We start from the raw sequence: 22329 nt of genomic DNA on the forward strand, positions 1-22329 counted from the left end.
AGAAACAGGGGCTTGCGGAATCCAAGGTGCATCGCATGCTGAATGCATGACGCACACGATCCGCCCCCGCTGTTCGCCCACCCTCACCCGCCTTTCCAAGGGCGTGCGCAGCGCGCTGGGCTTCACCCTCACCGAGACCTTGCTGGCGCTGGGCGTTGTGACCGCCGCCACAGGCGCGATGTTCCTGTTCTTCGGGCAGGTCGATGCAAAGGCCAAGCTGGCCAGCGAAACGCGCAACCTGCGCGAGCTGTCCCGACGCATCGAGAGCAGTTTTGGGATGGTGGGGACGTTTCGCGGGGTGAGCACCACGGCCGTGGTGGTCGATGGCTTGGCCCCTGAATCCCAACTCGGCGCCGGGGAAAGCGTCTTGACCAACGCGTGGGGCGGCGCGGTGAACGTCCAGCCCTACACCGTCGAACGCTTCGGGGATTCGTTCTCCGTCAGCTACGCCGGCCTTGATCGTCAAGCGTGCGTGGCCCTGGTCGCGGCCAACGCGGGCGGGGTGTGGGACGCGCAGGTGTCGGACGTGTCGGTGATTCGAAACACCGGCGGCCAGCTCGACGTCGGATTGCTGAGCCGCACGTGTGCGGACAAATCGCGCGTGGTCTTCGTCTACCACAGCGGGTTGTTGGGGGGCGAATGGACCGGATCACCGCTGGTGTTGCCAGCTGCAACGCCCCCGGTCACCCCACCCGCTTCTCCGCCCGTGGGATCCCCGGTGGGGCCCGTAGGTCCGGTGCCACCTTCCACGGGGGTGTCGCCCCCAACCGCCCCGCCACCAAGCGTTCCTCCCACGACACCCCCACCGGTCACGCCGCCCGCCCCCCCGGTGAGCGTGACGCCTCCGGCCCCACCGAGTTCACCCCCGGCCACACCGCCACCGACAAGCACGGTGCCGTCTTGCCAGGAGTGGAGCGAGAACCGAACGATCAATTGCCCATCGGGCCAGGTCGGCCAGGTGTTCCAGAACCGCCGTCACCACTGCGGACCCGACCCGAGCGTTTACGAGGCGTGGGCTGGGTCCACGACGGCCGGCAGTTGGACCACGACCAGCAGCGCCTGCGCGCCGTGCCCTGCTCCCGAGACGCGCAACGTGGGATGCCCTGCAGGTCAGTTTGGCGCGATTGGGCAGCAGCGGACCTTCGCGTGCACGGGCACCGGTTCGTGGAACGCGTGGACCCAGACCAACACCACCTGCGCGGCTTGCCCAGCGCCTTTCCCACAAGCCGAAACCCAGTGGGTCGCCGCGAGTGCCGCTTGCCCGGCAGGCCAGAGTGGATCGCACACGTGGCAGGCCGAGCAGCGGCGGACGAGGACCGGGTCATACAACTGCCCAGCCACCACGTGGTCGCTGCCCAGCCCGACGTTCACCACTTGGACAAATTGGGCGGAGACTGGGTTTCGTCGCAACGAGGCCAATACATGCACCCCCAACGCACCACCTCCGACGTTTCCCGAATACACCGGGCGATCTTGGCATTCGTGGGGAGACGGAGGGCACTACGGCTGGGCGATCTTCTGCAACGCTCCCCGGACCCTGGCCGAGCTTCAAGCCACCTCGTTGGCATGCACTTGGCAATACGAAACGAACGACACCCCCACGTTTACGCCAGAGCCACCTGGCGTGACCCGCCCAACACCGGCTTTGGAAGCCTGTGTCTACGCGCTGCGCGCCAACTTGACTCCGATGCCAGGTTACGGCTTCGTCAACCACCCAGGCACCGCGGTTTGGCCGGCGGCTTGCTCGTGCAGCGTCGTGGGTCCAGGCGCGCGGTTCTACTGGCAAGACCTGGGAGCGAGCGACTGGGTGGGCTTTGAATTCAAGTGCCCTTGACGGCAAAGAAGGCGGGGGCATCCCTCACGTTGGAAGTGGCAAAGCTTCGGATTTCCAAAACCGACCGGAGGCGATGCCCTCGCACCAAGCGTGCTTTCCAGAAGGCAGGTGGCTTGGCCACCTGCGGCGGCTTCTGGGCTCTTCGCTGTTGTGCTTCGAAGTCAAAGCCCAGCCAAGGTTTTCCACATCGCCTTGCCCTGGGCTTCGTGAACCGACGCGTATTGCTGCGGATCCCAACGGGTTCCGGTCAAGAGCAGCCCCAGCTCTGCCACGATGGCCTGACAGCGATCGCCAAAAGCCAAGACCTCATTGAAGGTCAACCCAAGCGTGTTGATGTCAAACGCGCCAGGCTCCTCGTCCAGCTTGCGCATTTCCAGGTGGGCATGGTGCTTGTCCCGGAGGGTCTTGATTTTCGCTGCCACGGGATCAGCCGAAAGGATCACCATTTCATTGGAGACCCTTTCCCAGCCACTATCGAAGCGCGAGTAGTTCTCGTCCCGATCGTTCTGTCTGAACTTCTCCTGGAAAACAGCCGAGCTTTCGGGCGGCAGGTCACTGATCGGTTCGTCGTGGAAGTGATCGAAGATGCGACCGTAGCGCTCCCGGTAGTGCTCCCTGATCGCGGGATCTGCTTGAAGCTTTCGCCAGAGGTTGGTCAGGCTACCGGACCGCGAATCGTTATCCAGAAAAAGCCGTGACTGATCGCGCACCAGGTCTTGTCCAAGAAGCGGCGCCAAGTGGTTCCAGGCATTGGCCCCCGGCGTCTTGTCCAGCTTGGCTTTCAGCCCTGCCTGAATCTCGGGGTCTTGAATGAGTGGGGACAGAATGTGCCGGCGCTCGTCGAGGATGTGGCACTCCTGCGTGAGCACCCGAACGAATCCATCGATTTGGCGAATACGTTGTTCCAGTTCCTCAGGCTTCATTCTTGCTCCGCCTCCAGCGGCACCTGCTGGAACCGCACCTGCAGCCGCTTGATGAGCGCACGGGTTTCCGCGTTCGGAGCGCGCGTGGACACCAGCACCGCCTCCCCGTTGGGCACGTGGCGGATGGCCTTCTGCTCGGCCCGGAGAACGGCGCGGTATTTCACCGCTTGATAGACGCCTCGCTGGAGTTCGTCCTCCGAGCACTTGCTGGTTTTAACTTCCACCGCCAGGCGATGTCTTCCGTTATCGAAATGCGCGTCCAGTCGGTCACCCGAGCTCAACAACTTCTCGTTGCTCCCCATGGGGAAGCACCCAAAGTCCTCGAACTCTTCGGGATGGCTGGCCATCCACGCCTTCAACGCTTTGTGCTCGTCGCTCTCTGGCCGCCCCCCCTCCTGGACTTTAGGAAGGGGAAGAGGCGCATCCGCTGCCACCTCTTCAACCGCCCCGGCGGACGGGGTCAGCATGGTGGCTCCCAGAGCGCGGGCGACCCGGTCCCAATTGGGATAGGTGAAAACGTCTTCCATCGCCTCTCGCAAGTGCGCACGGCGCTCTTCCTCGGTGTCCAGCTTCTTCCCCGCGAAGTAAGCTGGCGAGATGGTGATCGCCCCCTCGCCAGGGTGTTTCGTGTTCTTGTTGACGACGATTGCGTGGAGGGGCGGGATGGGTTCCTTCCACTGCTCGCTGAGCCACTGCAGGGCCTGGGCCACTCCCCCGGCGACGGTGCCGTAGAGGTCTTTGCGGGGTTTGATCTCGTGTCCGAAGGTGTCGTGCAGCTCTTGGGCCAGGTCGCTGTAGGAATGAGCTTCGCCCTCCTGCGCCCACCGGATGAGGATGGGCAGCGCGTCCGGGATAACCCGGCTCCGCCAGGGTGTGCGTGCAAACTCCACCTTCGACCAATCGAACTTTTCCATCCCCTACTCCTCCCTTGTCGTCCCGCCATGGTAGCTGCGGGACCAGCACGGGAAAACGATGAGGGCCGGTGTCCTGCCCCCTCCCTTCTCAATCCTCGTTGGGCAGCATGATGCTGACCACCGGTTCCAAGGCGTCCCCGGGCCCGCACAGCGCTTTCAAGGTGATCTGGCGATGGGTCGACCGCGTCAGGCCCGACCCGGTCGCCGGGTGGGCTTCGTTCGACAACCAGTCGCCGGCGTCGGGCAGAGCCACGTGGAGCTGGTAGTGGATCTCCGAACCGTTGCCCTGCTGCCGCTTGATGGCCACGTGGAGCATGAAAAGCACGTCCCAGAGCCGGCCGTCCACCGACTGGCCGCGCAGTTCCAACCCTATGGGCACTTCCACGTAGCGAGACCACGCAGCGCGGGTGATGGTCACGGGAAGCTTGAAGCCGGCTTCTTTGGCCACATCGGACACGTCCACCAGGACGCCGTCCTCGATTGCCTGAGCCCGGGTGTAGGAATGGATGAGATCAGAAGGTTCGAACATGCGCAGTTCCTCTTGTCAGTGATGGCCCGCCCAGGGCATCCGGTCGGGATGTCCTGGAATGGGGAACCCACTGCCCCACCGACAGGCACGGTCAAGGGAGGAAATGGAAGGGCTGGCACGGCCCGCAGCGCAGCGAGGACACGGGCCCTGGAATGTCCCTTGACCGGAGAAGCTGGGCGATGGGGCCGCGCGCAGCGCACAAAGCTTTGAGAGCGTGCCGCGTTCGGCACACCGATTCAGGGTTGAACTTGGGAATGCCGTCAGGCCTGGGTGCAGGTCACAGGGACCCGGTCCATCCACGCGCTCTGTCCTGCCGATGCTTGAGCGGTGAGCGGGCCCAAACCTCGGATGAAGCGAAGAGACGCAAGTTGGACATCGTCTTGGGGCCAGTAGGGACCATCCGGCGAAAACACGAAGTGGTCCCCTTGAAGGGCCCCGCAGGTGGTGCAATGGTGGGCCAAGTAGGTTTGCCCTGACGTTCGAGTAGTGGCGAAGCGAAGCCAGGGCGCGTGGCCCGCCACGAAAGCGGCAGTGTTCTCGTCCAAACGCTCGATGTAGCGCAACAAGGCACCGTCCCCCTGGTCCACTACGCCCTCGTCGTCGTGCTCCTCGAACGTCGGAACCCAGACCGCGGCGGTGGGGGTCGGAGCGTGGCAGAAATGGCACTCGGTCTGAGCGAGCAGCAGGCCGTAGGCCGGGGCTTGAAGGGTGGATGGAGCGGCAGCGTGGGTCATGAAACCATTTTGCCCTGCCAGGGTGTCAGCCGGTGAGACCAGCACGCGTTGAATCATGGGTGTTTCGGAGCGTACTTCGCTGTGAACCCAGCCACGCCAGAGCGTGCCCCGCTGTGAACCCAGCCACGCCATTTGCTTGTATTCGTCTTTGCTGAGCAACTTGGACACCCCCAACCACTGCACCAGGTGGTAGTGCGCGATCGTTCGCGGGTAGCGCTGAATCCCCTCGTGCAACAGTTTTGGCAGGTAACACACAGAACCATCGCGGCGCTCGTATGCGTAATAGCGGTGGCGGGCGGCACGCGTGGTCATGGCGTTTCCCTCAGTGCGCCCAAAGGGCACGATCGATGCAGCGTTCAAGGCGCTGGGCCAACCAAAGGCTGAAAGGAAGGGCGATGGGGGCAGCGATGGCGAGAAGAGAAAGGGTCATGTCGGCGGTTCCAGTCGGTGGGAAGAGCGTTGCGTTCTTCCTGATCCCAAGGTAGATCACCATGGAAATTTGTCCACGGTTGTAGTGGACAAAATATTGACTAAAAGTAAAAACTGCGGTGTCAAGGCCGCAGTCTTTCCTAACATCACTTATCGCGCCGAAGGCGTCACCTACTCTTTTCCACCGCCGCTTCTACAGAAACCGGCGCGAAGCGACCGGTGGCGGCGTTGAGCGGTTGGCTCTACAGCCTTGCCCGCTTTGCACTGACACTTCCCCGGGCTGCCCATGCCTGCTCCAGGTGGACCGCGCGTTGTTCGGCTTCCACCGTGGCCACCACGTGCGGCATCGCCGCCTTCAGCGATGGCGTGTTCCAGAACGGACTGCCCCGGTGAGGGTTGCCGCCCAGCCGCAACAGCAGCAACGCCGTCTGCTCAAGTCGGCTGCGCTCGTCGGCGTCGTCGCTCAACTGGTAGTCCGCCGCCAGCTTTTCCAGCGGGCGCTCGCACCAGTGGTTCCTCTCTTGAGGGTGCGCACCAGCTTGCAGGAGGGCTTCGACGATGCGGGGCCAGGCAAGTGCGGAATGGAGCGCAGGACCTTCGTTGAGGCGCCACGCGTTGGGGTTGGCGCCCTGCCGCAGGGCCTGTAGAGCGCGGAAAAGACTTCCATCGACGCACGCGTGAATCAGCTCAGCGCTCGGACTTCCTGGCGGTGGTGGGCGGCGGTCACCCATGGCGGCTGCCCCGAACCTGGTTCCGAAGCAGATGTCCTTGGACGTAGTCCCGGATGATCTGGCGCACCGCTTCTGCGGTGGAAATCCCCGCGTTCACCGCGCCCTGCTCCACCGCCTCCAAGACGCTGCGCTGCAGCGGAAGGTAGGCCAGGCGCACGTCCCTCTCCCCACCCAGCCGACGCTTGCTCAGTGCGTAAGGGTGGGCGGCATACATGGCGAGCACTTGGCGCACGGCTTCGTTTCGGGTGACCTGCGCGCGCGCGGCGGCCGCCTGCAAGCGCTCCAAATCACGGGAGTAGCCCCGGGAGGACGGAAGGGTGACAAGTTTTGGGGAAGGGACAGGTTGAAGCACGTCGCGCTCCGGCTTAGGACGCCGCGTCCAACGGCTTGGCGGCCGCCTCTCGGACCACCGCGATGGCACGCCAACGGTTGATCGCAGCGCCAGCGAAATACAGGGCGTCCACCAGTTCTTGCGCGGCCCCCTTCTCAAGCAGGGCCCGGTTGCAGGAGGCGAACCCTGCAAGGATTCCGTAGCGGTCCGCGTCGTCTTTGGCATTGTTCATGGCTTCCGCAATTTGAACGTTCATGTCGAATCTCCTGGTTTTGACTGGTGGGTGATCGGCGGTTACAGGCGCACGCGCTGACGGGGAGCCTCTAGGTCAGCCGCCGGAGCTGGAGCTTGGCTCTGCGCCTCTTGCCGTGGGTTCCAGACCTGCCCACCGATGACCATGCTCGGACCGCCTGCGGCAGGAAGGACCTGCGAAAGCCTGGCTTGCTTCGCCGCGGCGTTGATCGCACGCACGGTGCCCTCTTCCATGCCTTTGGCTTCGTAGATCACCTGCCCCTCCAGGTGATCCCTCGCTTCGTCCACAAGGGCGGCAAGGGTTCGACCGAACTTCGACTTTGGTCCCTGGTTGCGAGCGTCAGCGTCCCAGCGCTCGATCACTTCAAACGACTTCTCGCTGCGATGGCCAGACTTGTTGAGTTCTTGGAGCACCGCTTCGGCGTCTTTCACGTTGAAGCGAATGGCGGAGAGCTTCACCGGGTGCGCGTAGCCACCGCCACTCGATGCCGATTGCGTGATGGCGACCGCTTGGTTTCCGTCGCTGACGAGGTGATGAATTTTCATGTCGATTTCCTTGATGGTCTTCGGAAGGCGCGATTGCCTATCCACAAATTCAAGGTAGATCGCCCTGTAAATTTGTCCACGGCTGTAGCGGACAAAATCTTGGCTAAAAGTAAAAACTGCGGGACTAAAGCCGCAGTTATTCCTAACATCACTTCTCGAGCCGAAGGCGTCACATACCATTCTTCCATCGCCGCTTTCCAGAAACCTGCGCGAAGCGACCGGCGGTTGGTTTTTTGCACAAAAAAGGCCCCTCGCGGGGCCTCAAAGGACATGAATTGTTCTTACGCGATCAGTTTTTGTCAGCACGCCTTACTCCGCGCACTCCACGCCGATCCATTCTTCATCGAACCATTCGTCCAGCGTCGCCAGGTCCTTGACCTTGCAATTGGTGCCGTAATCCGACCCTTCCATGTCGAACACCACCTCATAAAGGAGCTGCCCGTCCTCTTGGCGCTCCACGTTGACGGAGACGGTTTGGTCAGCCAACAGCTCGTCGTCTTCGCATCCCAGCTCTGCCGAATTGCGGTTCAGCAGGAAAGCCAGCAATGCGTCCTCAGCGGAAGACTGGAACGCGGGATAGCCCGCCGCGCCGGTCGAATAGGTATACCCAGACAACTGGTCAAACAAAGTGCTGGCAGCGGCATGCGCAGCTTCGTGGGCTTCCTTGACGGTGATGGTGTCGTTTGTGATAAGCATCGTGTGGTTCATGGCGAGGTCCTTGTTTGTCGGTTGGCACGATTGCCTTCCCATGTATCCAAGGTAGATCACCATGAAAATTTGTCCACGGTTTCGGTGGACAGAATCTTGACTAAAAGCAAAAACTGCGGAACTAAGGCCGCAGTTATTCCTAACATCACTTCTCGCGCCGAAGGCGTCATCCGCTCTTTTCCCACCACCGCTTTTACAGAAGCCGGCGCGAAGCGACGGCGGTGGCAGTGGGCTTTTCCTGGCACAAAAAAAGGCCCCCTCGCGGGGGCCCCAAAGGACATGGACTGATCTTACAGGCTGGTGGAGCGCCAGAGCTTGCCTGCGATGCCACCCACGATCAGCGCCACGGGCATGAGCGCCGTCAGAGCCATCGGGGGCACGGAGGTGAAGAAGTTTCGCTCGCCCTCTTCCAGGCCCGGGTAGAGCAGGCCCACGGCAACGCTGACCAGCTGCAGGGCAACGACGAAGAGCAAGCCCACCAGGGCGCCCTTTCCAAAGCCACCTTTGCGCGGCGAAACCGGGAGCCCGCTGGCCCTAGCCGCGCGCACACGGGCCGCTCGCCAGTTCAACACGTAAAGCATGGACAACAGGAGCAGCACGGCCGCCCCACCAGCAGCAGCCAACCCGGCCTGCCAGCCGTAGCCCACGTTCTGGCCGATCTCTTGGGCCCCCGCAAGAAACAGCAGGCCCGCGCCCCCAAGGATGACGGTGGCCGGTGCCAGCAAGCCCCACTGCATGTGACCGGCCGGGGTGTGGTGAGCGTTGTAAGACATGGGGCCTCCTTGAACTGGTGTTCCTCAATGCATAGCGCGATTCCGCGCGTTGGCAAGGTCAGCCTTTCTTCTGGGCTCCGACCGGCACCCAGCCTGTGGGTTGCTTCTCAAAGATGAAGTCGTAAGCCGACGGCACGGGGACGGGATCGGGCTTCAACTGCTGCCCTCCCTGGAACCCGACCACGTCCAGCGTTCCACCGGTCACGCACGTGGCCCGCTGGGGACCACTGGACGTGCACTCCGCGGTGAGGTCCTTCCAACCCCGAACCTCGATTCGTTGGCCCATTTCGCTAGAGAGGTTGGCATTGGCATGCGCCTCGTAAGCTTGGGCAACTTGTTCAACGGTGGGCAAATCCGCCTTGCTGCTGCAGGCGGCCAACCCTGCGGTGATCAGGGCGAGGGAAACGAGGGTTGCTTTCATGCCGGAGCTCCTTGCGTATGGGTTAAATCAACGTCGATGGTTTCGTCGCGGTATCCGAGCCGAACCCTCTCTATCGTCACGTCCATCTTCGGCACCGTGCCCTCCACCCAGACCCGGTTGACGGAGAACATCACCAGATCGTCTCGGTAGCTGCGACCTTGTCGCGCCAAGTTGGCGGCCTCTTGGGCGCCCATTCGGATGAGCAGGTGGAAGCGGCCGGCGTTGGGTGGGCTGGACACCCCCGTGGAGGTGCGGTGAACCCACGGCACAAAGCCCTTGCCGGTGACGCTTTGTCCCGCCGCGGACACCTGAGGCATCGGGATGAATCCTTCCAGCACGCCACGGTCGGCCCGATAGGCGACATCGCCCAGGGCTTGGAACGTGGGACGAACGGCAAACCGTCGGATGGCCTTGAAGCGCTGCAGGCGCGCGTCGAAAGCCGGGCCATAACGGCGCTCGATGGCAGCCGGATCATCGCCTGAGATGCCGTTGGCGCCCTGGGCCTTCGTGTCCATCAGCCACCACTGCCTCAGGCACCATTGGCGTTTGTCGGCGTCGATGCGATAGGTCGAATGGGCCATGGCGAGCAGCTGCATGTCGCAAGTGTCCACGCCGCCACCACCCACAGCCGTCACCCCGGCCCGCAGGTGCTGAGCCCCTTCCAAGACGTCCTGATCCAGGTCCCAATAGGTCCCTGCCGGCTCAAGGTAAGGGCTCCGCGACCTATCGCTGACCACCTTGGGCGTGCCTTGGATGGCTCGGCCGATCTGGCGAAGCAGATCCGATTCGGCCCGGGCCTGCTCAGCGGTGCACCAAAAGATTGCAACAGCCCCCGCTACGCACAGCATCTTCTTCATGCTCCTACCCCTGTCGGATGCACGTTCCTATTTGCCATTTTGGCAAATGCAAGCGATGCTTGGAAGCATCACACTGGCGGGCCGATCCATGCGTTCAGCTTCGACCGATGCCAGCCCCGCTTCCTGTGTCCACTACCTACGGCCGCCGCCTCCGTGAGGCTCGCCTGGCCCGAGGGCTGAGCCAGGCGGATCTCGGGGCGGTTTTGGGATTGGAAGACCAGAACTCTGCGGCACCGCGCATTTCTCGCTATGAGAGAGGGGAGCGCATGCCCGACGAAGCAACCATGGAACGCTTGGCCGAAGAACTGGGACTGCCAGTGGCCTATTTCCACGCCGCGTCCGACGTGCTGGCGGAAGTGATCTTGGTGGTCTCCCGGCTCCCACCCGAACGCCAGCGTGAATTGCTGGCGCGGGTGAGAACCTACGCGGAATCTTTAGAGCTTTCGGAACGGGAAACCAAGTCGTAGTCCTGTCCCCGCCAGGGGTCGATCAGGGCTGTTGGACGACTGCCCTTTACTTCTTACCGTAGATTTCCCAGAGTTCCTCGCCGACCTTCAGAGTGCCCTTTGCCCAATCTGGCAACAGGTCACCCAAAGCCTCACGGAAGCTTCCAGAAATTGAGTGCGTGGCGTCGCCCGCTCGCTTCCCTGGCCCAATCCACCGGCGAATCCATTCTTTCCTGCGGTTAGTCTCGCTAGGCGGAGAGGAGCCAACAGCTCTGAGAGCATGGCGCTGCAACGCGATAACAGCGTCTACCTCTGCATAAAGCGCCCTAGCGAGCTCTGGAGCATCTCGTCTGCCCTCCAGTGCAGTCACCATGGCGCGAATGAAGTTATCGGAAAGAAGTGCAATCTCGGTTGCCTCCACCCACACGTGCCCATAGCGCTGAACGTCGTCCGACCTAAGGTTCAGCCCAAGCCGCGACAACTGCACCCCGTTTCGAAAAAGTTCCTCAAGCTTTTCCTCCCAGCTCATTTCCTCAAGCGGTGTTGTGCTTGCTTCTTCGCTCATGACCGTCCTTTCCTTGGGTGGTGGATCGTTATACCAATCGGCCGGAGGCACGGGTAGCTTGAGCATCCCATCGCGTTAGGGCCGCTGCTTAAAGCGGAAGCCACGTCTCCACGCCGCAGCTAGCTCTCATGGCGGCGCTGAAGCGGCGAATTCTGCGACGTCCTTGGGTGTCAACGGCCAACAGCGCAATAATCGGTCCTATTGACACCGATTTTTACAAACCTCAAAATCGGTCCCGTTAAGACCATTTTCCGAGATGAGGCCATGCAGACAACAGTCACCACGTCGCGCGCAGCGGCAATCATAGGCATTGGATATGAGGGACTTCGGAGCTACCTAAAGCGAGGACTGCTGGGTAAAAGTGGACTGATGCCCCCATTGGTTTCGAAGGATTCGCCTGCCCCAGACCAGAGTGCGGTTCGCGCCTCTTGGAAGCGCTTTGGATTCACAGACCTCTGCCTCATGCGTTTGGCAAAACAGCTGGTGGACATGGGACTGAGCTTTGATCAGGCCAACTCCATCGTTTCGAACGAAGAAATGCGTGCGCTTTTCAGCGAAGGCAGTGCCACCACAGACGCCGTGGTCATGTGCTGGCCACCTTTTCAGGAATACATGGTCTTCGTGGGTGAGGAACGACGATACCTAGCCGATCACTTGGCACAGGCAAACGGAACTGCTCTTGTGATCGAACTGAAGGCTATTGCCCAGACCGTCACGTCGAAGCTCAAGGAAATCCGGAATGAGGGGGTTTCGGCTCTTTAAGGCGTATGGCCTGCGCTCTCCACCTGTTGTCCGTCAACGATTGTGACAGCAGCACGCGAACGAGTTCGCTGACGTGCATTCCCTCCCGGTCAGCCACCTGCTCCAACAGGTCTTTCAGCTCCTGTGGCACGCGAACGGCCATCTGCACGTAAGGTGGCCGGCTCACGTGGACAGCCTCGCCAGGGTGAGCACCCACGCCAGCACTAGCCCAGCCAGGATTTGGGCACGCAAGCGGTAACGCACACGAAGCGCCCCGCTGGCGTGCCGTGCATTGACCCAGAAGATGCCAGCCAGGCCCAACACGGTGGCCAGGAACGCTGCAGCCAGGACGGCGGCCAACACCGCGCCCACGGTGGTCATGCCAGCGCCCCTGCCATGGTGGCCAGGACGAACCACTGTCCAGCGATGAGGCCGTAGCCGATGAGCAATCCCTCCAAGCCCGCCCAGCGTTGGCCGGGGGTGCGCAGCAGCGCCGCGCTGTCGTTGAGCAAGGACCACCCGGAGAGGATGGACAGCCACTCAAAATCAATGGTCATAGCGGTCATAGATCGAGCCCTCCCCTCCAGCGGAATTGATGGTGGAGGGCAACATGACCTCCTCGTTTTTCACGCGTCCGAACACGCTGGCAAACACGTCCATCAGCGAGGTGCTTTGGGCCGCGTCCCGTTCGGCCTGGCGCGCATACTCGTCCAACCCAGACGGGACAACCTGGCGTGCGCCGTTGACGGCGCCGCGCAACCCGCTGGCGTTGGGCATGCTCGCCCCAAAGGTGCGGTTCCACGTGTCGGAAAACCGGTCCAAGCCGTCCATGCCCATAAACAGCAATCGCGCCAGCACCAGGACAACCACGGCGTTGACGACAAGCCGCGTCGTCAGTCTGAATCCAATGAACATCTTCCCCCCTTTCGTTTCGTTGGTCGGTGTCAGACGCACGCATCGCGAACGCCATACGTTTGGGATACACCGGCACGCGAAACCCACAAGGGGGTTATTTTGACTAAAGCTAAAAATTGGGAGAAAAGCCCAATCACGCTGCAGGCGCGGCTGCACTTGCCCGTCAGCCGGCGCTCGACTGGGGCATTGCGTTGAACGGTCCGAGTGACCAAATTGGCAGGGCTAAATCGGGCCCAAGTCTTTGACCACCGCCTGGCCAGGCTTCAAAAAGCCCAATAGCAACCGTCCGCCGGCGACGGTCCGCCCCATGCTGGCGTTGAGGTATCGAGCCTGGAGCTGCGCTGCCACCAGCAGGTCCTGGGTGGCCATGCTGGCGATCGCCGGGCTCACGGCCTGCTGCTGTACAGTTCAGACGCAGATGCATGGTTGTTCGATCAAGGCTTGCAAGCCAGTGGAGCTGGGGCTGAAGTTCATGGAAAGCTTGCCGATAAACCTGTAACAAGGTAAATGAGGCGAGAAGCCAAGCGAAGCGATGGCGCGTTTCAGATCGGGGGTTGCTTTGAGCGTTCGAGAAAATCGGCTTCGCTACGTCTTGACCGTAATAGGAGCCACGGCGGCGTGCGTCTTGGCGATGCTCGCGGTCGCCCAAGCCATCCTCTACGTGCGTGACAAGGAAGGGGCGGAGGCAGTGGCGGAAGCCGCGGTGACGCGCTCGGAGGCTTTATCCCTTGCAAGGCGCGTCGCGGCCGAACAAGCCTCTCGCATTGGACAGCCGCCTTGCTCCGCCACCGACATTGACTCACTGAAAGAGATCGCGTTCCGCTCCAGCTACATGAACGACATCGGTCGCATCCGAGACGGACGCCTTGTCTGCAGCGCTCTCTGGGGGCGCTCGCGCCCCTACACCCTCCCCGCCCCACGCTTCTCCAGCGGCGCTGTCCGGCTTTGGCACGCATCGGATCTCGTTGGCTCCCCCTACACCGGGTCCAATCTGATCGCCCAAGGCGACACATTCACCGTGTCCTCCCCGTCTGCCTTCGAGAGCTTGGACCCTGCGCGCAGCAGCTCCATCAGCATCGAAACGAAGGACCGATCGTTTACATTCCGCACCTTGTCCCCGACCAGCCGCGTCGGCACCCCGTCTCTCGTCCAAGCTCAACATTGCAGCCGGGTGGCCGACGTTTGCGCGTTCGTTACCAGCCCTAGGCACGTGGTGTCCGAACTGCCCTCGGCGTTGCTCACCACCATCCTGTCAGCGGGTGCCTCGGTAGGGCTTTTGCTCGCGTTCTTGCTGATCAAACACCAAATCACGGCTCGGCAAACCATCCAGCAACGGTTGGTGCTTGCACTGAAGCGCAGCGAGATCGAACTGGCCTACCAGCCACTGCGTCGAATTGGCACGCGGGAGCTCGTGGGATTTGAAGCGCTCAGCCGCTGGCGCCCGCCGGGAGACGATGAAATCCCGCCGGCCATCTTCGTGCCCATCGCCCACCGATTCGGCCTGAGTCCTGATCTTTTTCGATACGTGCTGGCCCGTGCCATGAATGATCTCGCCCCCGCGCTGAGGGAGCATAGGAACCTCTACGTAAGCATCAATGCCGAGCCCGTGGACATGGCCCAAGAGTGCGTCGTTCGCTACATCGGCAGCGTCACCAACGATTTTGGCGTGTTGCCAGAGCAAATTCGCATCGAGATCACCGAGCGGGAAGAACTCGTGTCCGCTGCCGCAAAGAGCAACATGCAGGCCCTCTCAGTTCTGGGATACCGGTTCTTGATCGACGACTTCGGGACCGGCAGCGCCAACTTCTCCCGCCTCGCCCAATCGCCGTTTCGAGGAATCAAGATCGATCGCATGTTCGTGGCCGCTATCAACGAGGACTCCCCCCTGCGGCCCGTTTTGCCAGGGATGTATCGCATCGCACGTGAGCTTGGGCTGGATGTCATCGCAGAAGGCGTCGAATCAGAGGCGCAAGATTTGCTGCTCTACCGGATTGCTCCAGAGGCTATTGGCCAAGGGTGGCACTATGGCTGCCCTCTCTCAACCAAAGACGCGCTTGCCGCCATCCAAGTTGGGTAGCCCTCGCGCACGGGTCGACCCGAGCGCGTTCACTGGCGCTTGACGTTCGCCCTAGCAAGATGTCCGTGCGTCCGATGGACGCGACAATCGTGAAAATCTCCGCTATGGCGCTGACCCCAGTTGGCGCCGCCGAACCCAACGGGGTGACTCCCCCTCCCCTAGGTGACGCCCCGGCAGTTCAGGGCATCGTCGTGATCGGCCCCCCTAGCAGGCGGCCTCTTTAGGGCAACGCGCGACACACACCCTCAGCAGTGGTCCGCAACCGACTGGCCGCCGGTCTGGCCTTTTGCTGGTTAACGAACTGGCTCAGCGCTTTCCAACAGCGCCGCTCGGTTACTTCCCTGTGCCTAAGGCTGTCGCCGTGCAGCCCGCCTCTTTATCATGCTCCTGCGACGGCAATAGAGGGATCGGACAGCGGTATCTGGCGTGCGGACTGCGCGGACGACCCCGTAGATGAATTCTTCAGAATCCAATTGTCTCATCTGGTTCCGGTGGGGTTGTCGCGGTGCATCATATGCATTCCGCTCTGTTCAGCTTTTTGTTCATCTTCATGCCCAACATTGGACGTTTCTTCATCGATCAGGTTGAGGGTGTGCGGCGGGCCGACGGCTCGCTCTTGCAGGTCACGCGGATCAGTTGCGCTTGTCTGGAATGCGGCCGCCAACTGCGATTGGTTCCAGGGCATGGCCTGCTGGACTTGGACGGCGCCGCCGTGCTCACTTGCCCGCTCTGTGACAACCGCTAGGCGGTGGCACGCGCGAGGTTGGAAAAGCTTTGCCCCCAACCTAACCACCCGCGCATGGCGAGTCTTGATTGAAGAGTGGACCGCTGTGTGCTGGCCCGAAAGGGCCGATTGACGGTGCAGTCAAGCGGAACGCTCACCGGTTTCCAACGCTTGAGCTTGGGGCCACCCTGCTGCCAGACCGCGATTCGGTGGCCAGCCAATGGAGGAGGGGTATGCACAAGGCTGAGACGGAGGCGTTGGTCAAGTTGGAGCTCCGCCTGAGCGAGTGCGAGAGGCGCCTGCCCAACGCTGAGGGCGAAACCAATGCCTTGGAGTATGCGGTCAGGGCTTTGGTGGCCAGTTCTGCCAATCCCACCGCGGTGCGCCTTGCATGGGCCCACCTGATGCCCATGATCGTCGACATCCATGTGCCTCCCCAGCCAACGCTCCAATGCGGACTTTCTGCTTGGCTTGCGTCATGGACTGAGGTCCGTGGCCGAGCAAATCGACGCTTTGCCCTGCCCCCTAGAGACCTCCCAGATCGAGAACGGTTGCTTGGCCCTTTGAGAGAATTGCTGCCAACAGACGACCGCCCGCTAATGGCCGCTCGCTGTCGCCGTTGAGGTAAGCGGCTTGCAAGCGTCCTGCTGCCATCAACTCCGCCCGTCCCATGCCTGCTGGCTGATTCCGCAAGGGCTCTCCTGGCGACGCCAAGCCTCCCACCAGCGCTTGGACCACGGCGGGACGGCCATCTTCGGACTTTGCATAAGCGGTGGCAACCATGCGCTGGGCGTGCGCCGACCAGCCGCCCAAAACCAACTCGGTGTGCATAGCGCTGATGGGTATGCCAGCGGCTGCCGCCGCGCTCACGTAGTTTGGCCAGAGGCGATCAATCACGCCGCCAAGCTCGCCGGACAGCCGCTCTATCGTGAAGTCTGCTCGAAAACTGGCTTGGAGACAGAGCTCGTAGATTCTTAGGAAGAACTGGGCCGACCCACGCGTGGCCAAGACGGCGTTGTGCTGAGGCAGCAGAAGCAACTTGGCGCCCTCTGAGTGCGCCCCGGTTTGAGCATCTTGCGCAAGGGTATCGACGGTCACAGCCAAGTGATCGGCACTCAGCAACACGTTCAAAATGCTCATCTGCCGTCCTTGGGATCCATTCCGTCGATTGAACCTTCCAACGCCAATTCAGCCATAGGGGTTGTTGAGAATCTCAGACGCAATCCGCTCTCCCGCGTCCAACGCATGGAGGCACGACGACGCTTTGATGCTCAAATCCGAGCGCCCTCCCACGCCGTGGACCTCGACAGCGAGAAGAACCCAACGGCTTTCACTGAGCCGCCAGATCTCGGAGGTGTAAACGTGCTCTCCCACCGACAAGGTGACCCGTTCTAAATCTTTGCCCGGCTTGGAAGTACCCATGGCCCTCGAACCCTGACTGTTCAAAAGCAGTGTGCACGCGAACGCCGCTGGCCTCAACTGATCGCCTTCCTGCGACGCGGGGAGTCACACTCAAGCGAAATGCCCCCCGATGGATCAGACCCAGTCCTCATTGGATGCCGGCGATGTGACCGTGACCTGCCCAACCTGGGGTGGCCGTCATGGCGTTGAAAGGGCGGGACATAGTGAGGGGGCCGCGCCCACCGCGTTCGGGGCATCTCCGGCCGACTCCACCGCTGAAATGGGCCCGATCTGCAGCAGAGCCAAGGCCGCCAAGCACGCCTGCCGACTGGCGAACGTCTCCCGGGGAGCCATCAAAACATGCCCGCGTGGCGCCACCAGCCGCCAGCGCCAACCTTCCGCCCCGGTGATCCCGGCCCAAAATCCCACCCGGTGGTATACCTCAACGTACATAGCTGCCTTGCGTGATCAATCTGCGATGCTAGCGCGATCGAACCGAGCTCGGCCTATCTTCCGGCCGGGCGTTTAACTCGTCTTTTGAACAACGCGCTCAGGCGTGCGTCGCTAGAGCCTGCTCCGGCCCCGGGACGCCCCGGCTCACAGGCTCATCCAGCAGGTTTGAGCCCCCAGGACGTCCGGGAAGAGACCGCAACAATTGACTCACCCTGTGGACGCTTCCTCCCCTACCCCCCTCCGCACCCAGCACGTAGAGAACCCGCCCCTCAAACTGGGCGGATACCAGCTCAAGCCCCTCCACGTCTGCCAACTTCTTCGTCAGAAGAGCTCGCCACGACGCGGGCGGTTCGGATTCAAATTCGACGATCACCGCGGTATCACCGCACTCCAGCGGCATGATTTCGACGCGAAGGGCGTGGGGCGACGCTGCCGGCAAATCGGGGGCGGATCGGGCCATAGTGGGAGTGTCCAGGCGGGAGGGGTGGGGATTGAGTATCCAGCCCTCGCGGCAAAACCGCGTCAAGGCGCGACGGCGCCCTCGCCTTCCCGTGATTGCCGTCATCACAGGGATGCACCAGCGCTTTACTCCCAGTCCTGCATGATTCCTCGAATTTTTGATCAACCAGGTTTGCTATGACTGCCTCTCGTACCCTCGCATCCTTCTTGTAGAGCACGACGTCGCCATCCGCGAATCGATGCAGGACGTTCTCAAAGACAGCGGCTATGACATCACTGCGGTCGGAGACGCTGAAGCGGCTGTGGAGCGCTTGGCGCAGCAACCCGCCTTCGATCTCCTCATCTCCGACGTGGGCCTGCCGGGGATGAACGGGCACGATCTCGCCAAGCACGCCATGGCACGCCACCCTTCCGTGACGGTCCTGCTGGTCACCGGTCACGGGGGCGTTCCCGGCGCAGACCCACACTTCCTCGAAAACGACGTTATGCTGCTCAAGGAGCTTTCACGCTGCTGGAGTTGCTGGGAACGGTTCGTTCGACGCTTTGACGGCTTCCAGCAACAACTCGGTCACTCTTCTTTCCAACTCCCCCGCGGCGAACGGCTTGGTGAGTATCTCCATGCCAGACTCAAGCTGGCCGGCTCCTACCGCGACGCTTGCTGCATAGCCGGTGATGAATAACACCGGCGTGTCGGACGGCGCTGCCGGCCCGCGTCCGCCACCTGCCGCCCATTGAGCGAGCCCGTCAGGCCCACGTCCGTAATCAGCAAATCAAAGTGCTTTTCGCTGGCATGCACAGTGAGGGCGTCGCTGCCGTTTGCAGCCGCCTTCACGCGGTGGCCCAAACTGCTCAGCACCTCTTTCACCAGCGTGCGCATGGCGGTCTCGTCTTCTACCAGAAGGACCGAGCGACCAGGCGACGTGGCTGGGGGAAGCGCGGGCGTTTCCTGGATTCGGTCATCGGTATCAGCCGTGCTTTGCGGCAAATAAAGGTGCATCGTGGTTCCCACCCCAGGGATGGAGTCAACCGCCACCTGACCGCCGGATTGGCGCGTGAATACGTAGATCGGCAAGCCCCACCCCGTGCCCTACCCGATCGGCTTGGTCGTGAAGAAGGGCTCGAACACCTTTTCAACAACGCTCGCGTCCATGCCGGTTCCCGTGTCTCGGACCGACAAGCGAACATAGGGTCCAGGCGTCAGCACCAAACGCTCCGCCAGTCCGCCATCGACGTGTGAGAGCTCGGCCTCAATCGAGATGCGCCCTCCATCCGGCGTCGCATCGCGCTCGTTGATGCAAAGGTTGAGAAGGGCGTTTTCCAGCTGCGGAGCATCCACCCGCACGACGTCCTCCACTTGATCCGACCGCGTCTCGATCTCAATGGAGGGCCCGATGGAGCGGGCCAGGATGTGGAGCGTCCTGTTCACCATGGCCGACACGTGGATGGCCGACGGTGCCAACGTCTGCCGGCGAAAGAACGCCAACAGTCGTTGGGTTAACGCTGCAGCTCGGTCGGCCCCCGTTCGAGCCATCTCCACGTAGCGACCCAGGTCCTCCAAACGGCCTTGGCCAACGCGCATCTCCAACAGCTCCAAGCCCATGGAGACCCCGGTGAGCATGTTGTTGAAGTCGTGGGCAATGCCGCTGGCCAGTTGGCCGGGGGACTCCATCTTCTGGCCCTGTCTCAGCCGTTCCTCCATCGCCATCAGTTCGTCAGTGCCGGCCTGCACCCGCTCTTCAAGCGTTGCGGTCAACTGCTGCAAACGCTCTTGAGCCACGCGGCGATCGGTGATGCCGGAGGCTGCACCGAACCACTCGCTCACGTTGCCTTCGCTGTCCATCAACGGGACTGCCCGCAACTGTATCCAGCGGACGGAGCCGTCTGGCAACAAGGCGCGGTGTTCTACCTCCAACGGCGACGCCAACTCCGCGGCATGAGCAATGGCCAATTCCACCGCGGGCCTGTCCTCGGGGTGGATCAGCTGTTGACGCCAGTTGCCCCCAGTGGCCTTGAGCTCGGCCATGTCCCCTTGGCGATAAATCTGCTCCTGCTGCCAATCGGGGGAGATTGAGTAACGCGACTGGGTGGCCGCGGCCACAAATGCCCCCAGGGGCCGCTCGCTTGCGCCTAGGATTGGCACAATTGGCGCAATGGAAGCGTGCTGGCCTTGCGTTGAGCCTTTCCATCAACCTCTCCGCTCGGAATGTCGCGCGGCAAGGAATGGCCGATGAACTCGTGGCCAAAATCCACGCGCAGGGGTTGGATTGCCAGGACGTGGAGGTCGAGATCACCGAGGGAGAATGGCTGCGGGTCAACTCGCTGCCGGGCGAGCAACTCAAGCGGATGGCCTCGTCAGGCATTCGGCTCGGGGTGGATGACTTCGGCAGCGGCTACAGCAATTTCGGGTACCTGACCGAGTTGCCCATTCACACGCTCAAGCTCGACAAGTCGCTGATAGACGATATTTCCGAAGACCAACGCGCATTGCTCAAGGTCCAAGCGATCGTCGGTCTGGCCCATGATCTGGGCTACTCGACCGTCGCTGAAGGAGCCGAGACGAACGGTCAGGTCGCCAAGCTCCAAGGCCTTGGGTGTGACGAAATTCAAGGTTTCGCGCTTTCCAGACCCATCAGCGCCATTGAGTTGGCCGAGCTCCTTGCGCCCTGACCCGAGGGAGTTTGATACTCGGTCTTCCAGCCGACGAACCGTCCCGGATGGAAGCACGCGGAAGGATCCTGCAGCGTGCGTATCGCTTTCAGGAAGTCTGCGAGATCGCTGAGGCCGCTGACTGCCTCTGGCCTATTTCAGGACCCTACCCGTGGCTAATACCGGCTTTTATTTTGCTTCGCTTTGTCAATGGAGAACTGACCTCCGACGGCGCTCTGGCGCGTCTGCATGCTGTTGAGGCCACTTGTAGCAGCTGTGGTCTCACCTCGCTGCTAGCACCGGGCGAGGGCCTGACGGACTTGGAAGGCGCCGGTGTGATGGTGTGCCCACACTGCCAGAACCACCAAGCGGTGAGCCGGATGAGGTTGGAAGAGTTCATGAAGCGAATGGCCGGCACGAACGCTACAGCCACCGCTAACCCATCGTCTTCGGACGACGGGCAGGTCTTGTCAGAGTGAGGCCCTTGGCCTGCCAATCTGAACGCCTCGGATTTCTTAGGGCATGAATTGCCACGGTGGACACATTAAGGGCATGATGCGATCGCCCTTTGGTCTTTGCCCACAGAAACCATGACCGTTCCCCTGCCTTATGATCCATTTCTGCAGGCCTCATCAGAGCCATTGCTGGAGCTGGTGATTGTGCGTGTGGGCTGCGATTTGTTCGGTGTGGATGTCGAGTCGGCCGTGGAAATACGCGGACCAGAGACGCTGACCCGAACCCGGGACCGCCAGTTTGTAGTCTCGATCAGAGGGCAAGACGTCCCTGTGGTTGATCTGGGCTTGATCACCGGAGGCGATGCAGTCGGGACGGGTTGTCCAGCAATGCTGTTGGTTCAATCCGCGGTTCAGCTGTTCGCCCTTGCAGTGGACGAAGTCTTGGTCATCGAGAGCCTGTCTGCCTGGCGTGCCGAGCCTGCCGCTCACAGCGACCGATTCGCTGAGCTCTGCCCGCAGGGCGTGCAGCTGGGAAACGGCAAACGCGTCGCCGTCATTGACCCTGGTCGTGCCCTATCCATTCAGCAACGGCTGGAGATCGATTCAGGTTGATTGCCCAATGCTGCACGGTGCTGCCGCTTTCAGTTGCAACCGATTCGCGCGCGTTCCAAGTTCCACGCTTTGCGGTAATCTCTGGCTGACACCGCGATTCCGTGCATGAGGCGCTCGATGGAGAAATTCGACGGAGCAACGTGGTTCCCACTGGACAGGTTTGAAGTCGGCATTGACGCCGAAACAGCAGTGGTTGCACTCGGGCTTTACCAAGTTCGCAACGCGGCCGGTGACTCGACCATGTGCGGCTCGACGATGACTCCGACGCAAGCGGAGCGAACTGGCAATGCCCTTTTGATCGCCGCCAACCGTGCTCGCCTGACGATCCCGGGCTCAAGCAGCAGCCACTGATCCTCTTCTGTGTTGATGTGCCTGCTCGCGGAGGGCTTGGTGAACGACGAGGTCAGGGACGCATTTTTGCGTCTTCAAGAAGCAATGAATCGCATGCATATACGTGTTGCGGCGCTGGAAGCGGCCACAGTGCTCCTGCTTCGCACGAACGCCGGCAACGCCAACGTCGCAGACGAGTTTGAGCGCAGCATTCGGCACTACCTCCAAGGGATGGACCAGCACCGGGACCATGTCTTCGCGTTCGAGGAGATCGTCGAGCCATGGCTGGGCATCCTGAGGGAACCATTGGCTGGCATTCCCCCGTCTCCGAGCCGCTGAACTGCCAAAGCGGAGCGGCCATCGGGCGGCCGTAACCTCGGCCAATGCCATTGCCGCCTCGCCGCCTCACGGCGCAAGGCGCCGAGCTTTCGGCGCGCTTGCGGGTCTGAGGCCGCCATCCAGGCGGCCTCACCCACGGTGACTTCAGCGGCAACTTCGGTCAACCATGCCCTGCGAGCGACCA

At 61.9% G+C, this 22329-nt stretch carries 32 protein-coding genes; 9 read left to right on the top strand and 23 right to left on the bottom strand.

What is annotated here, in order from left to right; translation table 11 throughout:
- The first annotated feature begins 46 nt into the window (after positions 1-46).
- Positions 47-1834, top strand: coding sequence for a type II secretion system protein (locus tag N5D91_RS10410; protein WP_080355149.1), 1788 nt, complete (start codon positions 47-49; stop codon positions 1832-1834).
- A gap of 161 nt (positions 1835-1995) precedes the next feature.
- Here N5D91_RS10410 and N5D91_RS10415 read toward each other — a convergent pair whose 3' ends face one another.
- The 13 genes from N5D91_RS10415 to N5D91_RS10475 all read right to left on the bottom strand — a co-directional run bounded on the left by N5D91_RS10415 (position 1996) and on the right by N5D91_RS10475 (position 9982).
- Positions 1996-2757, bottom strand: a complete 762-nt coding sequence (locus tag N5D91_RS10415; RefSeq protein WP_006375415.1) for a hypothetical protein — start codon at positions 2755-2757, stop codon at positions 1996-1998.
- Positions 2754-3671 carry a hypothetical protein gene (locus N5D91_RS10420; RefSeq protein ID WP_049400418.1) on the bottom strand — a complete coding sequence of 306 codons (918 nt, stop codon included), beginning with the start codon at positions 3669-3671 and terminating at the stop codon, positions 2754-2756. Before N5D91_RS10420 ends, N5D91_RS10415 begins: the two co-directional genes overlap by 4 nt.
- A gap of 88 nt (positions 3672-3759) precedes the next feature.
- Positions 3760-4200 (bottom strand): DUF6573 family protein, encoded by a 441-nt coding sequence (locus N5D91_RS10425; protein ID WP_049400419.1) that lies wholly within the window; start codon positions 4198-4200, stop codon positions 3760-3762.
- Positions 4201-4460: 260 nt separating this feature from the next.
- Positions 4461-5246 carry a hypothetical protein gene (locus N5D91_RS10430; protein ID WP_236509147.1) on the bottom strand — a complete coding sequence of 262 codons (786 nt, stop codon included), beginning with the start codon at positions 5244-5246 and terminating at the stop codon, positions 4461-4463.
- A 10-nt stretch (positions 5247-5256) separates the two neighbouring features.
- Complete coding sequence (locus N5D91_RS10435; RefSeq protein ID WP_158229708.1) at positions 5257-5427, bottom strand: hypothetical protein; 171 nt, start codon at positions 5425-5427, stop codon at positions 5257-5259.
- Between the two features lie 178 nt (positions 5428-5605).
- Positions 5606-6094 carry a hypothetical protein gene (locus N5D91_RS10440; RefSeq protein WP_180854975.1) on the bottom strand — a complete coding sequence of 163 codons (489 nt, stop codon included), beginning with the start codon at positions 6092-6094 and terminating at the stop codon, positions 5606-5608.
- Positions 6087-6446: a hypothetical protein gene (locus tag N5D91_RS10445; protein ID WP_133120053.1), complete on the bottom strand. Its 360-nt coding sequence runs from the start codon at positions 6444-6446 to the stop codon at positions 6087-6089. Before N5D91_RS10445 ends, N5D91_RS10440 begins: the two co-directional genes overlap by 8 nt.
- Positions 6447-6459: 13 nt before the next feature.
- Positions 6460-6681, bottom strand: a complete 222-nt coding sequence (locus tag N5D91_RS10450) for a hypothetical protein (protein WP_100551925.1) — start codon at positions 6679-6681, stop codon at positions 6460-6462.
- A 38-nt stretch (positions 6682-6719) separates the two neighbouring features.
- Positions 6720-7223 carry a hypothetical protein gene (locus N5D91_RS10455; protein WP_100551924.1) on the bottom strand — a complete coding sequence of 168 codons (504 nt, stop codon included), beginning with the start codon at positions 7221-7223 and terminating at the stop codon, positions 6720-6722.
- Between the two features lie 309 nt (positions 7224-7532).
- Entirely contained in the window at positions 7533-7931 is a 399-nt protein-coding gene (locus N5D91_RS10460) for a hypothetical protein (protein WP_100551923.1), read from the bottom strand.
- Between the two features lie 290 nt (positions 7932-8221).
- A complete protein-coding gene (locus tag N5D91_RS10465) occupies positions 8222-8704 on the bottom strand; it encodes an ABC transporter permease (protein WP_180854974.1) in 483 nt (160 codons plus the stop codon).
- Positions 8705-8762: 58 nt separating this feature from the next.
- A complete protein-coding gene (locus N5D91_RS10470) occupies positions 8763-9125 on the bottom strand; it encodes a hypothetical protein (protein ID WP_180854973.1) in 363 nt (120 codons plus the stop codon).
- Positions 9122-9982, bottom strand: a complete 861-nt coding sequence (locus tag N5D91_RS10475) for a hypothetical protein (protein WP_180854972.1) — start codon at positions 9980-9982, stop codon at positions 9122-9124. Before N5D91_RS10475 ends, N5D91_RS10470 begins: the two co-directional genes overlap by 4 nt.
- A gap of 107 nt (positions 9983-10089) precedes the next feature.
- Here N5D91_RS10475 and N5D91_RS10480 point away from each other — a divergent pair, with 107 nt between their 5' ends.
- Positions 10090-10449, top strand: coding sequence for a helix-turn-helix transcriptional regulator (locus N5D91_RS10480; protein ID WP_046272119.1), 360 nt, complete (start codon positions 10090-10092; stop codon positions 10447-10449).
- 46 nt (positions 10450-10495) lie between these two features.
- Here N5D91_RS10480 and N5D91_RS10485 read toward each other — a convergent pair whose 3' ends face one another.
- Positions 10496-10993, bottom strand: a complete 498-nt coding sequence (locus N5D91_RS10485; protein ID WP_046272120.1) for a hypothetical protein — start codon at positions 10991-10993, stop codon at positions 10496-10498.
- Positions 10994-11257: 264 nt separating this feature from the next.
- On the opposite strand from N5D91_RS10485, the gene N5D91_RS10490 reads away from it, so the two are divergent.
- Complete coding sequence (locus tag N5D91_RS10490) at positions 11258-11755, top strand: hypothetical protein (RefSeq protein WP_141098879.1); 498 nt, start codon at positions 11258-11260, stop codon at positions 11753-11755.
- 162 nt (positions 11756-11917) lie between these two features.
- Here N5D91_RS10490 and N5D91_RS10495 read toward each other — a convergent pair whose 3' ends face one another.
- From N5D91_RS10495 to N5D91_RS10510, 4 genes are all read right to left on the bottom strand, one after another.
- Entirely contained in the window at positions 11918-12115 is a 198-nt protein-coding gene (locus N5D91_RS10495; RefSeq protein WP_046272122.1) for a hypothetical protein, read from the bottom strand.
- Positions 12112-12291, bottom strand: coding sequence for a hypothetical protein (locus N5D91_RS10500; protein ID WP_046272123.1), 180 nt, complete (start codon positions 12289-12291; stop codon positions 12112-12114). The genes N5D91_RS10495 and N5D91_RS10500 overlap by 4 nt, the downstream gene beginning before the upstream one ends.
- A complete protein-coding gene (locus N5D91_RS10505) occupies positions 12281-12649 on the bottom strand; it encodes a hypothetical protein (protein WP_046272124.1) in 369 nt (122 codons plus the stop codon). The genes N5D91_RS10500 and N5D91_RS10505 overlap by 11 nt, the downstream gene beginning before the upstream one ends.
- Before the next feature lie 222 nt (positions 12650-12871).
- A complete protein-coding gene (locus tag N5D91_RS10510; protein ID WP_153643641.1) occupies positions 12872-13039 on the bottom strand; it encodes a hypothetical protein in 168 nt (55 codons plus the stop codon).
- 241 nt (positions 13040-13280) lie between these two features.
- Here N5D91_RS10510 and N5D91_RS10515 point away from each other — a divergent pair, with 241 nt between their 5' ends.
- Positions 13281-14726 (top strand): EAL domain-containing protein, encoded by a 1446-nt coding sequence (locus N5D91_RS10515; protein WP_046272226.1) that lies wholly within the window; start codon positions 13281-13283, stop codon positions 14724-14726.
- 478 nt (positions 14727-15204) lie between these two features.
- On the opposite strand, the gene N5D91_RS10520 is transcribed toward N5D91_RS10515, so the two are convergent.
- The 3 genes from N5D91_RS10520 to N5D91_RS10530 all read right to left on the bottom strand — a co-directional run bounded on the left by N5D91_RS10520 (position 15205) and on the right by N5D91_RS10530 (position 16872).
- Positions 15205-15411: a hypothetical protein gene (locus N5D91_RS10520; protein WP_153643642.1), complete on the bottom strand. Its 207-nt coding sequence runs from the start codon at positions 15409-15411 to the stop codon at positions 15205-15207.
- 564 nt (positions 15412-15975) lie between these two features.
- Positions 15976-16590: a hypothetical protein gene (locus N5D91_RS10525; RefSeq protein ID WP_032971128.1), complete on the bottom strand. Its 615-nt coding sequence runs from the start codon at positions 16588-16590 to the stop codon at positions 15976-15978.
- A 48-nt stretch (positions 16591-16638) separates the two neighbouring features.
- Positions 16639-16872, bottom strand: a complete 234-nt coding sequence (locus tag N5D91_RS10530; protein WP_106468504.1) for a hypothetical protein — start codon at positions 16870-16872, stop codon at positions 16639-16641.
- Between the two features lie 1049 nt (positions 16873-17921).
- On the opposite strand from N5D91_RS10530, the gene N5D91_RS10535 reads away from it, so the two are divergent.
- Positions 17922-18443 carry a response regulator gene (locus N5D91_RS10535; protein ID WP_050559897.1) on the top strand — a complete coding sequence of 174 codons (522 nt, stop codon included), beginning with the start codon at positions 17922-17924 and terminating at the stop codon, positions 18441-18443.
- Here the strand turns inward: N5D91_RS10535 and N5D91_RS10540 are convergent.
- Both N5D91_RS10540 and N5D91_RS10545 read right to left on the bottom strand, forming a co-directional pair.
- On the bottom strand, positions 18407-18835 hold the full coding sequence (locus N5D91_RS10540) for a response regulator (protein WP_065427813.1): 429 nt from the start codon (positions 18833-18835) through the stop codon (positions 18407-18409). The two genes, N5D91_RS10535 and N5D91_RS10540, sit on opposite strands and share 37 nt — an antisense overlap.
- 15 nt (positions 18836-18850) lie before the next feature.
- Complete coding sequence (locus N5D91_RS10545; protein ID WP_139338728.1) at positions 18851-19786, bottom strand: PAS domain-containing protein; 936 nt, start codon at positions 19784-19786, stop codon at positions 18851-18853.
- A 119-nt stretch (positions 19787-19905) separates the two neighbouring features.
- Here N5D91_RS10545 and N5D91_RS10550 point away from each other — a divergent pair, with 119 nt between their 5' ends.
- The 4 genes from N5D91_RS10550 (at position 19906) to N5D91_RS10565 (ending at position 22145) form a co-directional block, all read left to right on the top strand.
- Complete coding sequence (locus tag N5D91_RS10550) at positions 19906-20430, top strand: EAL domain-containing protein (protein WP_032971133.1); 525 nt, start codon at positions 19906-19908, stop codon at positions 20428-20430.
- A gap of 569 nt (positions 20431-20999) precedes the next feature.
- Positions 21000-21476 (top strand): chemotaxis protein CheW, encoded by a 477-nt coding sequence (locus tag N5D91_RS10555; protein ID WP_046272126.1) that lies wholly within the window; start codon positions 21000-21002, stop codon positions 21474-21476.
- A 117-nt stretch (positions 21477-21593) separates the two neighbouring features.
- A complete protein-coding gene (locus tag N5D91_RS10560; RefSeq protein WP_032971135.1) occupies positions 21594-21827 on the top strand; it encodes a hypothetical protein in 234 nt (77 codons plus the stop codon).
- A gap of 39 nt (positions 21828-21866) precedes the next feature.
- On the top strand, positions 21867-22145 hold the full coding sequence (locus tag N5D91_RS10565; RefSeq protein ID WP_125892001.1) for a hypothetical protein: 279 nt from the start codon (positions 21867-21869) through the stop codon (positions 22143-22145).
- The last annotated feature ends 184 nt before the right edge of the window (positions 22146-22329 follow it).

Origin of the sequence: Stenotrophomonas sp. GD03794 (genome assembly GCF_029842145.1) — a bacterium.
GTDB classification, from domain to species: domain Bacteria; phylum Pseudomonadota; class Gammaproteobacteria; order Xanthomonadales; family Xanthomonadaceae; genus Stenotrophomonas; species Stenotrophomonas riyadhensis.

Excerpts from the sequence above, each read along its gene's own strand:
- N5D91_RS10440 (WP_180854975.1), bottom strand. The coding sequence starts at position 6,094 with ATGGGTGACCGCCGCCCACCACCGCCAGGAAGTCCGAGCGCTGAGCTG.
- N5D91_RS10500 (WP_046272123.1), bottom strand. The coding sequence starts at position 12,291 with ATGACCATTGATTTTGAGTGGCTGTCCATCCTCTCCGGGTGGTCCTTG.
- N5D91_RS10470 (WP_180854973.1), bottom strand. The coding sequence starts at position 9,125 with ATGAAAGCAACCCTCGTTTCCCTCGCCCTGATCACCGCAGGGTTGGCC.
- N5D91_RS10495 (WP_046272122.1), bottom strand. The coding sequence starts at position 12,115 with ATGACCACCGTGGGCGCGGTGTTGGCCGCCGTCCTGGCTGCAGCGTTC.
- N5D91_RS10505 (WP_046272124.1), bottom strand. The coding sequence starts at position 12,649 with ATGTTCATTGGATTCAGACTGACGACGCGGCTTGTCGTCAACGCCGTG.
- N5D91_RS10420 (WP_049400418.1), bottom strand. The coding sequence starts at position 3,671 with ATGGAAAAGTTCGATTGGTCGAAGGTGGAGTTTGCACGCACACCCTGG.
- N5D91_RS10490 (WP_141098879.1), top strand. The coding sequence starts at position 11,258 with ATGCAGACAACAGTCACCACGTCGCGCGCAGCGGCAATCATAGGCATT.
- N5D91_RS10515 (WP_046272226.1), top strand. The coding sequence starts at position 13,281 with ATGCTCGCGGTCGCCCAAGCCATCCTCTACGTGCGTGACAAGGAAGGG.
- N5D91_RS10455 (WP_100551924.1), bottom strand. The coding sequence starts at position 7,223 with ATGAAAATTCATCACCTCGTCAGCGACGGAAACCAAGCGGTCGCCATC.
- N5D91_RS10560 (WP_032971135.1), top strand. The coding sequence starts at position 21,594 with ATGGAGAAATTCGACGGAGCAACGTGGTTCCCACTGGACAGGTTTGAA.
- N5D91_RS10480 (WP_046272119.1), top strand. The coding sequence starts at position 10,090 with ATGCCAGCCCCGCTTCCTGTGTCCACTACCTACGGCCGCCGCCTCCGT.
- N5D91_RS10435 (WP_158229708.1), bottom strand. The coding sequence starts at position 5,427 with ATGGTGATCTACCTTGGGATCAGGAAGAACGCAACGCTCTTCCCACCG.
- N5D91_RS10465 (WP_180854974.1), bottom strand. The coding sequence starts at position 8,704 with ATGTCTTACAACGCTCACCACACCCCGGCCGGTCACATGCAGTGGGGC.
- N5D91_RS10545 (WP_139338728.1), bottom strand. The coding sequence starts at position 19,786 with ATGGCCGAGCTCAAGGCCACTGGGGGCAACTGGCGTCAACAGCTGATC.
- N5D91_RS10430 (WP_236509147.1), bottom strand. The coding sequence starts at position 5,246 with ATGACCACGCGTGCCGCCCGCCACCGCTATTACGCATACGAGCGCCGC.
- N5D91_RS10520 (WP_153643642.1), bottom strand. The coding sequence starts at position 15,411 with ATGCCCTGGAACCAATCGCAGTTGGCGGCCGCATTCCAGACAAGCGCA.
- N5D91_RS10525 (WP_032971128.1), bottom strand. The coding sequence starts at position 16,590 with ATGAGCATTTTGAACGTGTTGCTGAGTGCCGATCACTTGGCTGTGACC.
- N5D91_RS10485 (WP_046272120.1), bottom strand. The coding sequence starts at position 10,993 with ATGAGCGAAGAAGCAAGCACAACACCGCTTGAGGAAATGAGCTGGGAG.
- N5D91_RS10475 (WP_180854972.1), bottom strand. The coding sequence starts at position 9,982 with ATGAAGAAGATGCTGTGCGTAGCGGGGGCTGTTGCAATCTTTTGGTGC.
- N5D91_RS10555 (WP_046272126.1), top strand. The coding sequence starts at position 21,000 with ATGACCGTTCCCCTGCCTTATGATCCATTTCTGCAGGCCTCATCAGAG.
- N5D91_RS10425 (WP_049400419.1), bottom strand. The coding sequence starts at position 4,200 with ATGTTCGAACCTTCTGATCTCATCCATTCCTACACCCGGGCTCAGGCA.
- N5D91_RS10410 (WP_080355149.1), top strand. The coding sequence starts at position 47 with ATGACGCACACGATCCGCCCCCGCTGTTCGCCCACCCTCACCCGCCTT.
- N5D91_RS10530 (WP_106468504.1), bottom strand. The coding sequence starts at position 16,872 with ATGGGTACTTCCAAGCCGGGCAAAGATTTAGAACGGGTCACCTTGTCG.
- N5D91_RS10450 (WP_100551925.1), bottom strand. The coding sequence starts at position 6,681 with ATGAACGTTCAAATTGCGGAAGCCATGAACAATGCCAAAGACGACGCG.
- N5D91_RS10415 (WP_006375415.1), bottom strand. The coding sequence starts at position 2,757 with ATGAAGCCTGAGGAACTGGAACAACGTATTCGCCAAATCGATGGATTC.
- N5D91_RS10460 (WP_100551923.1), bottom strand. The coding sequence starts at position 7,931 with ATGAACCACACGATGCTTATCACAAACGACACCATCACCGTCAAGGAA.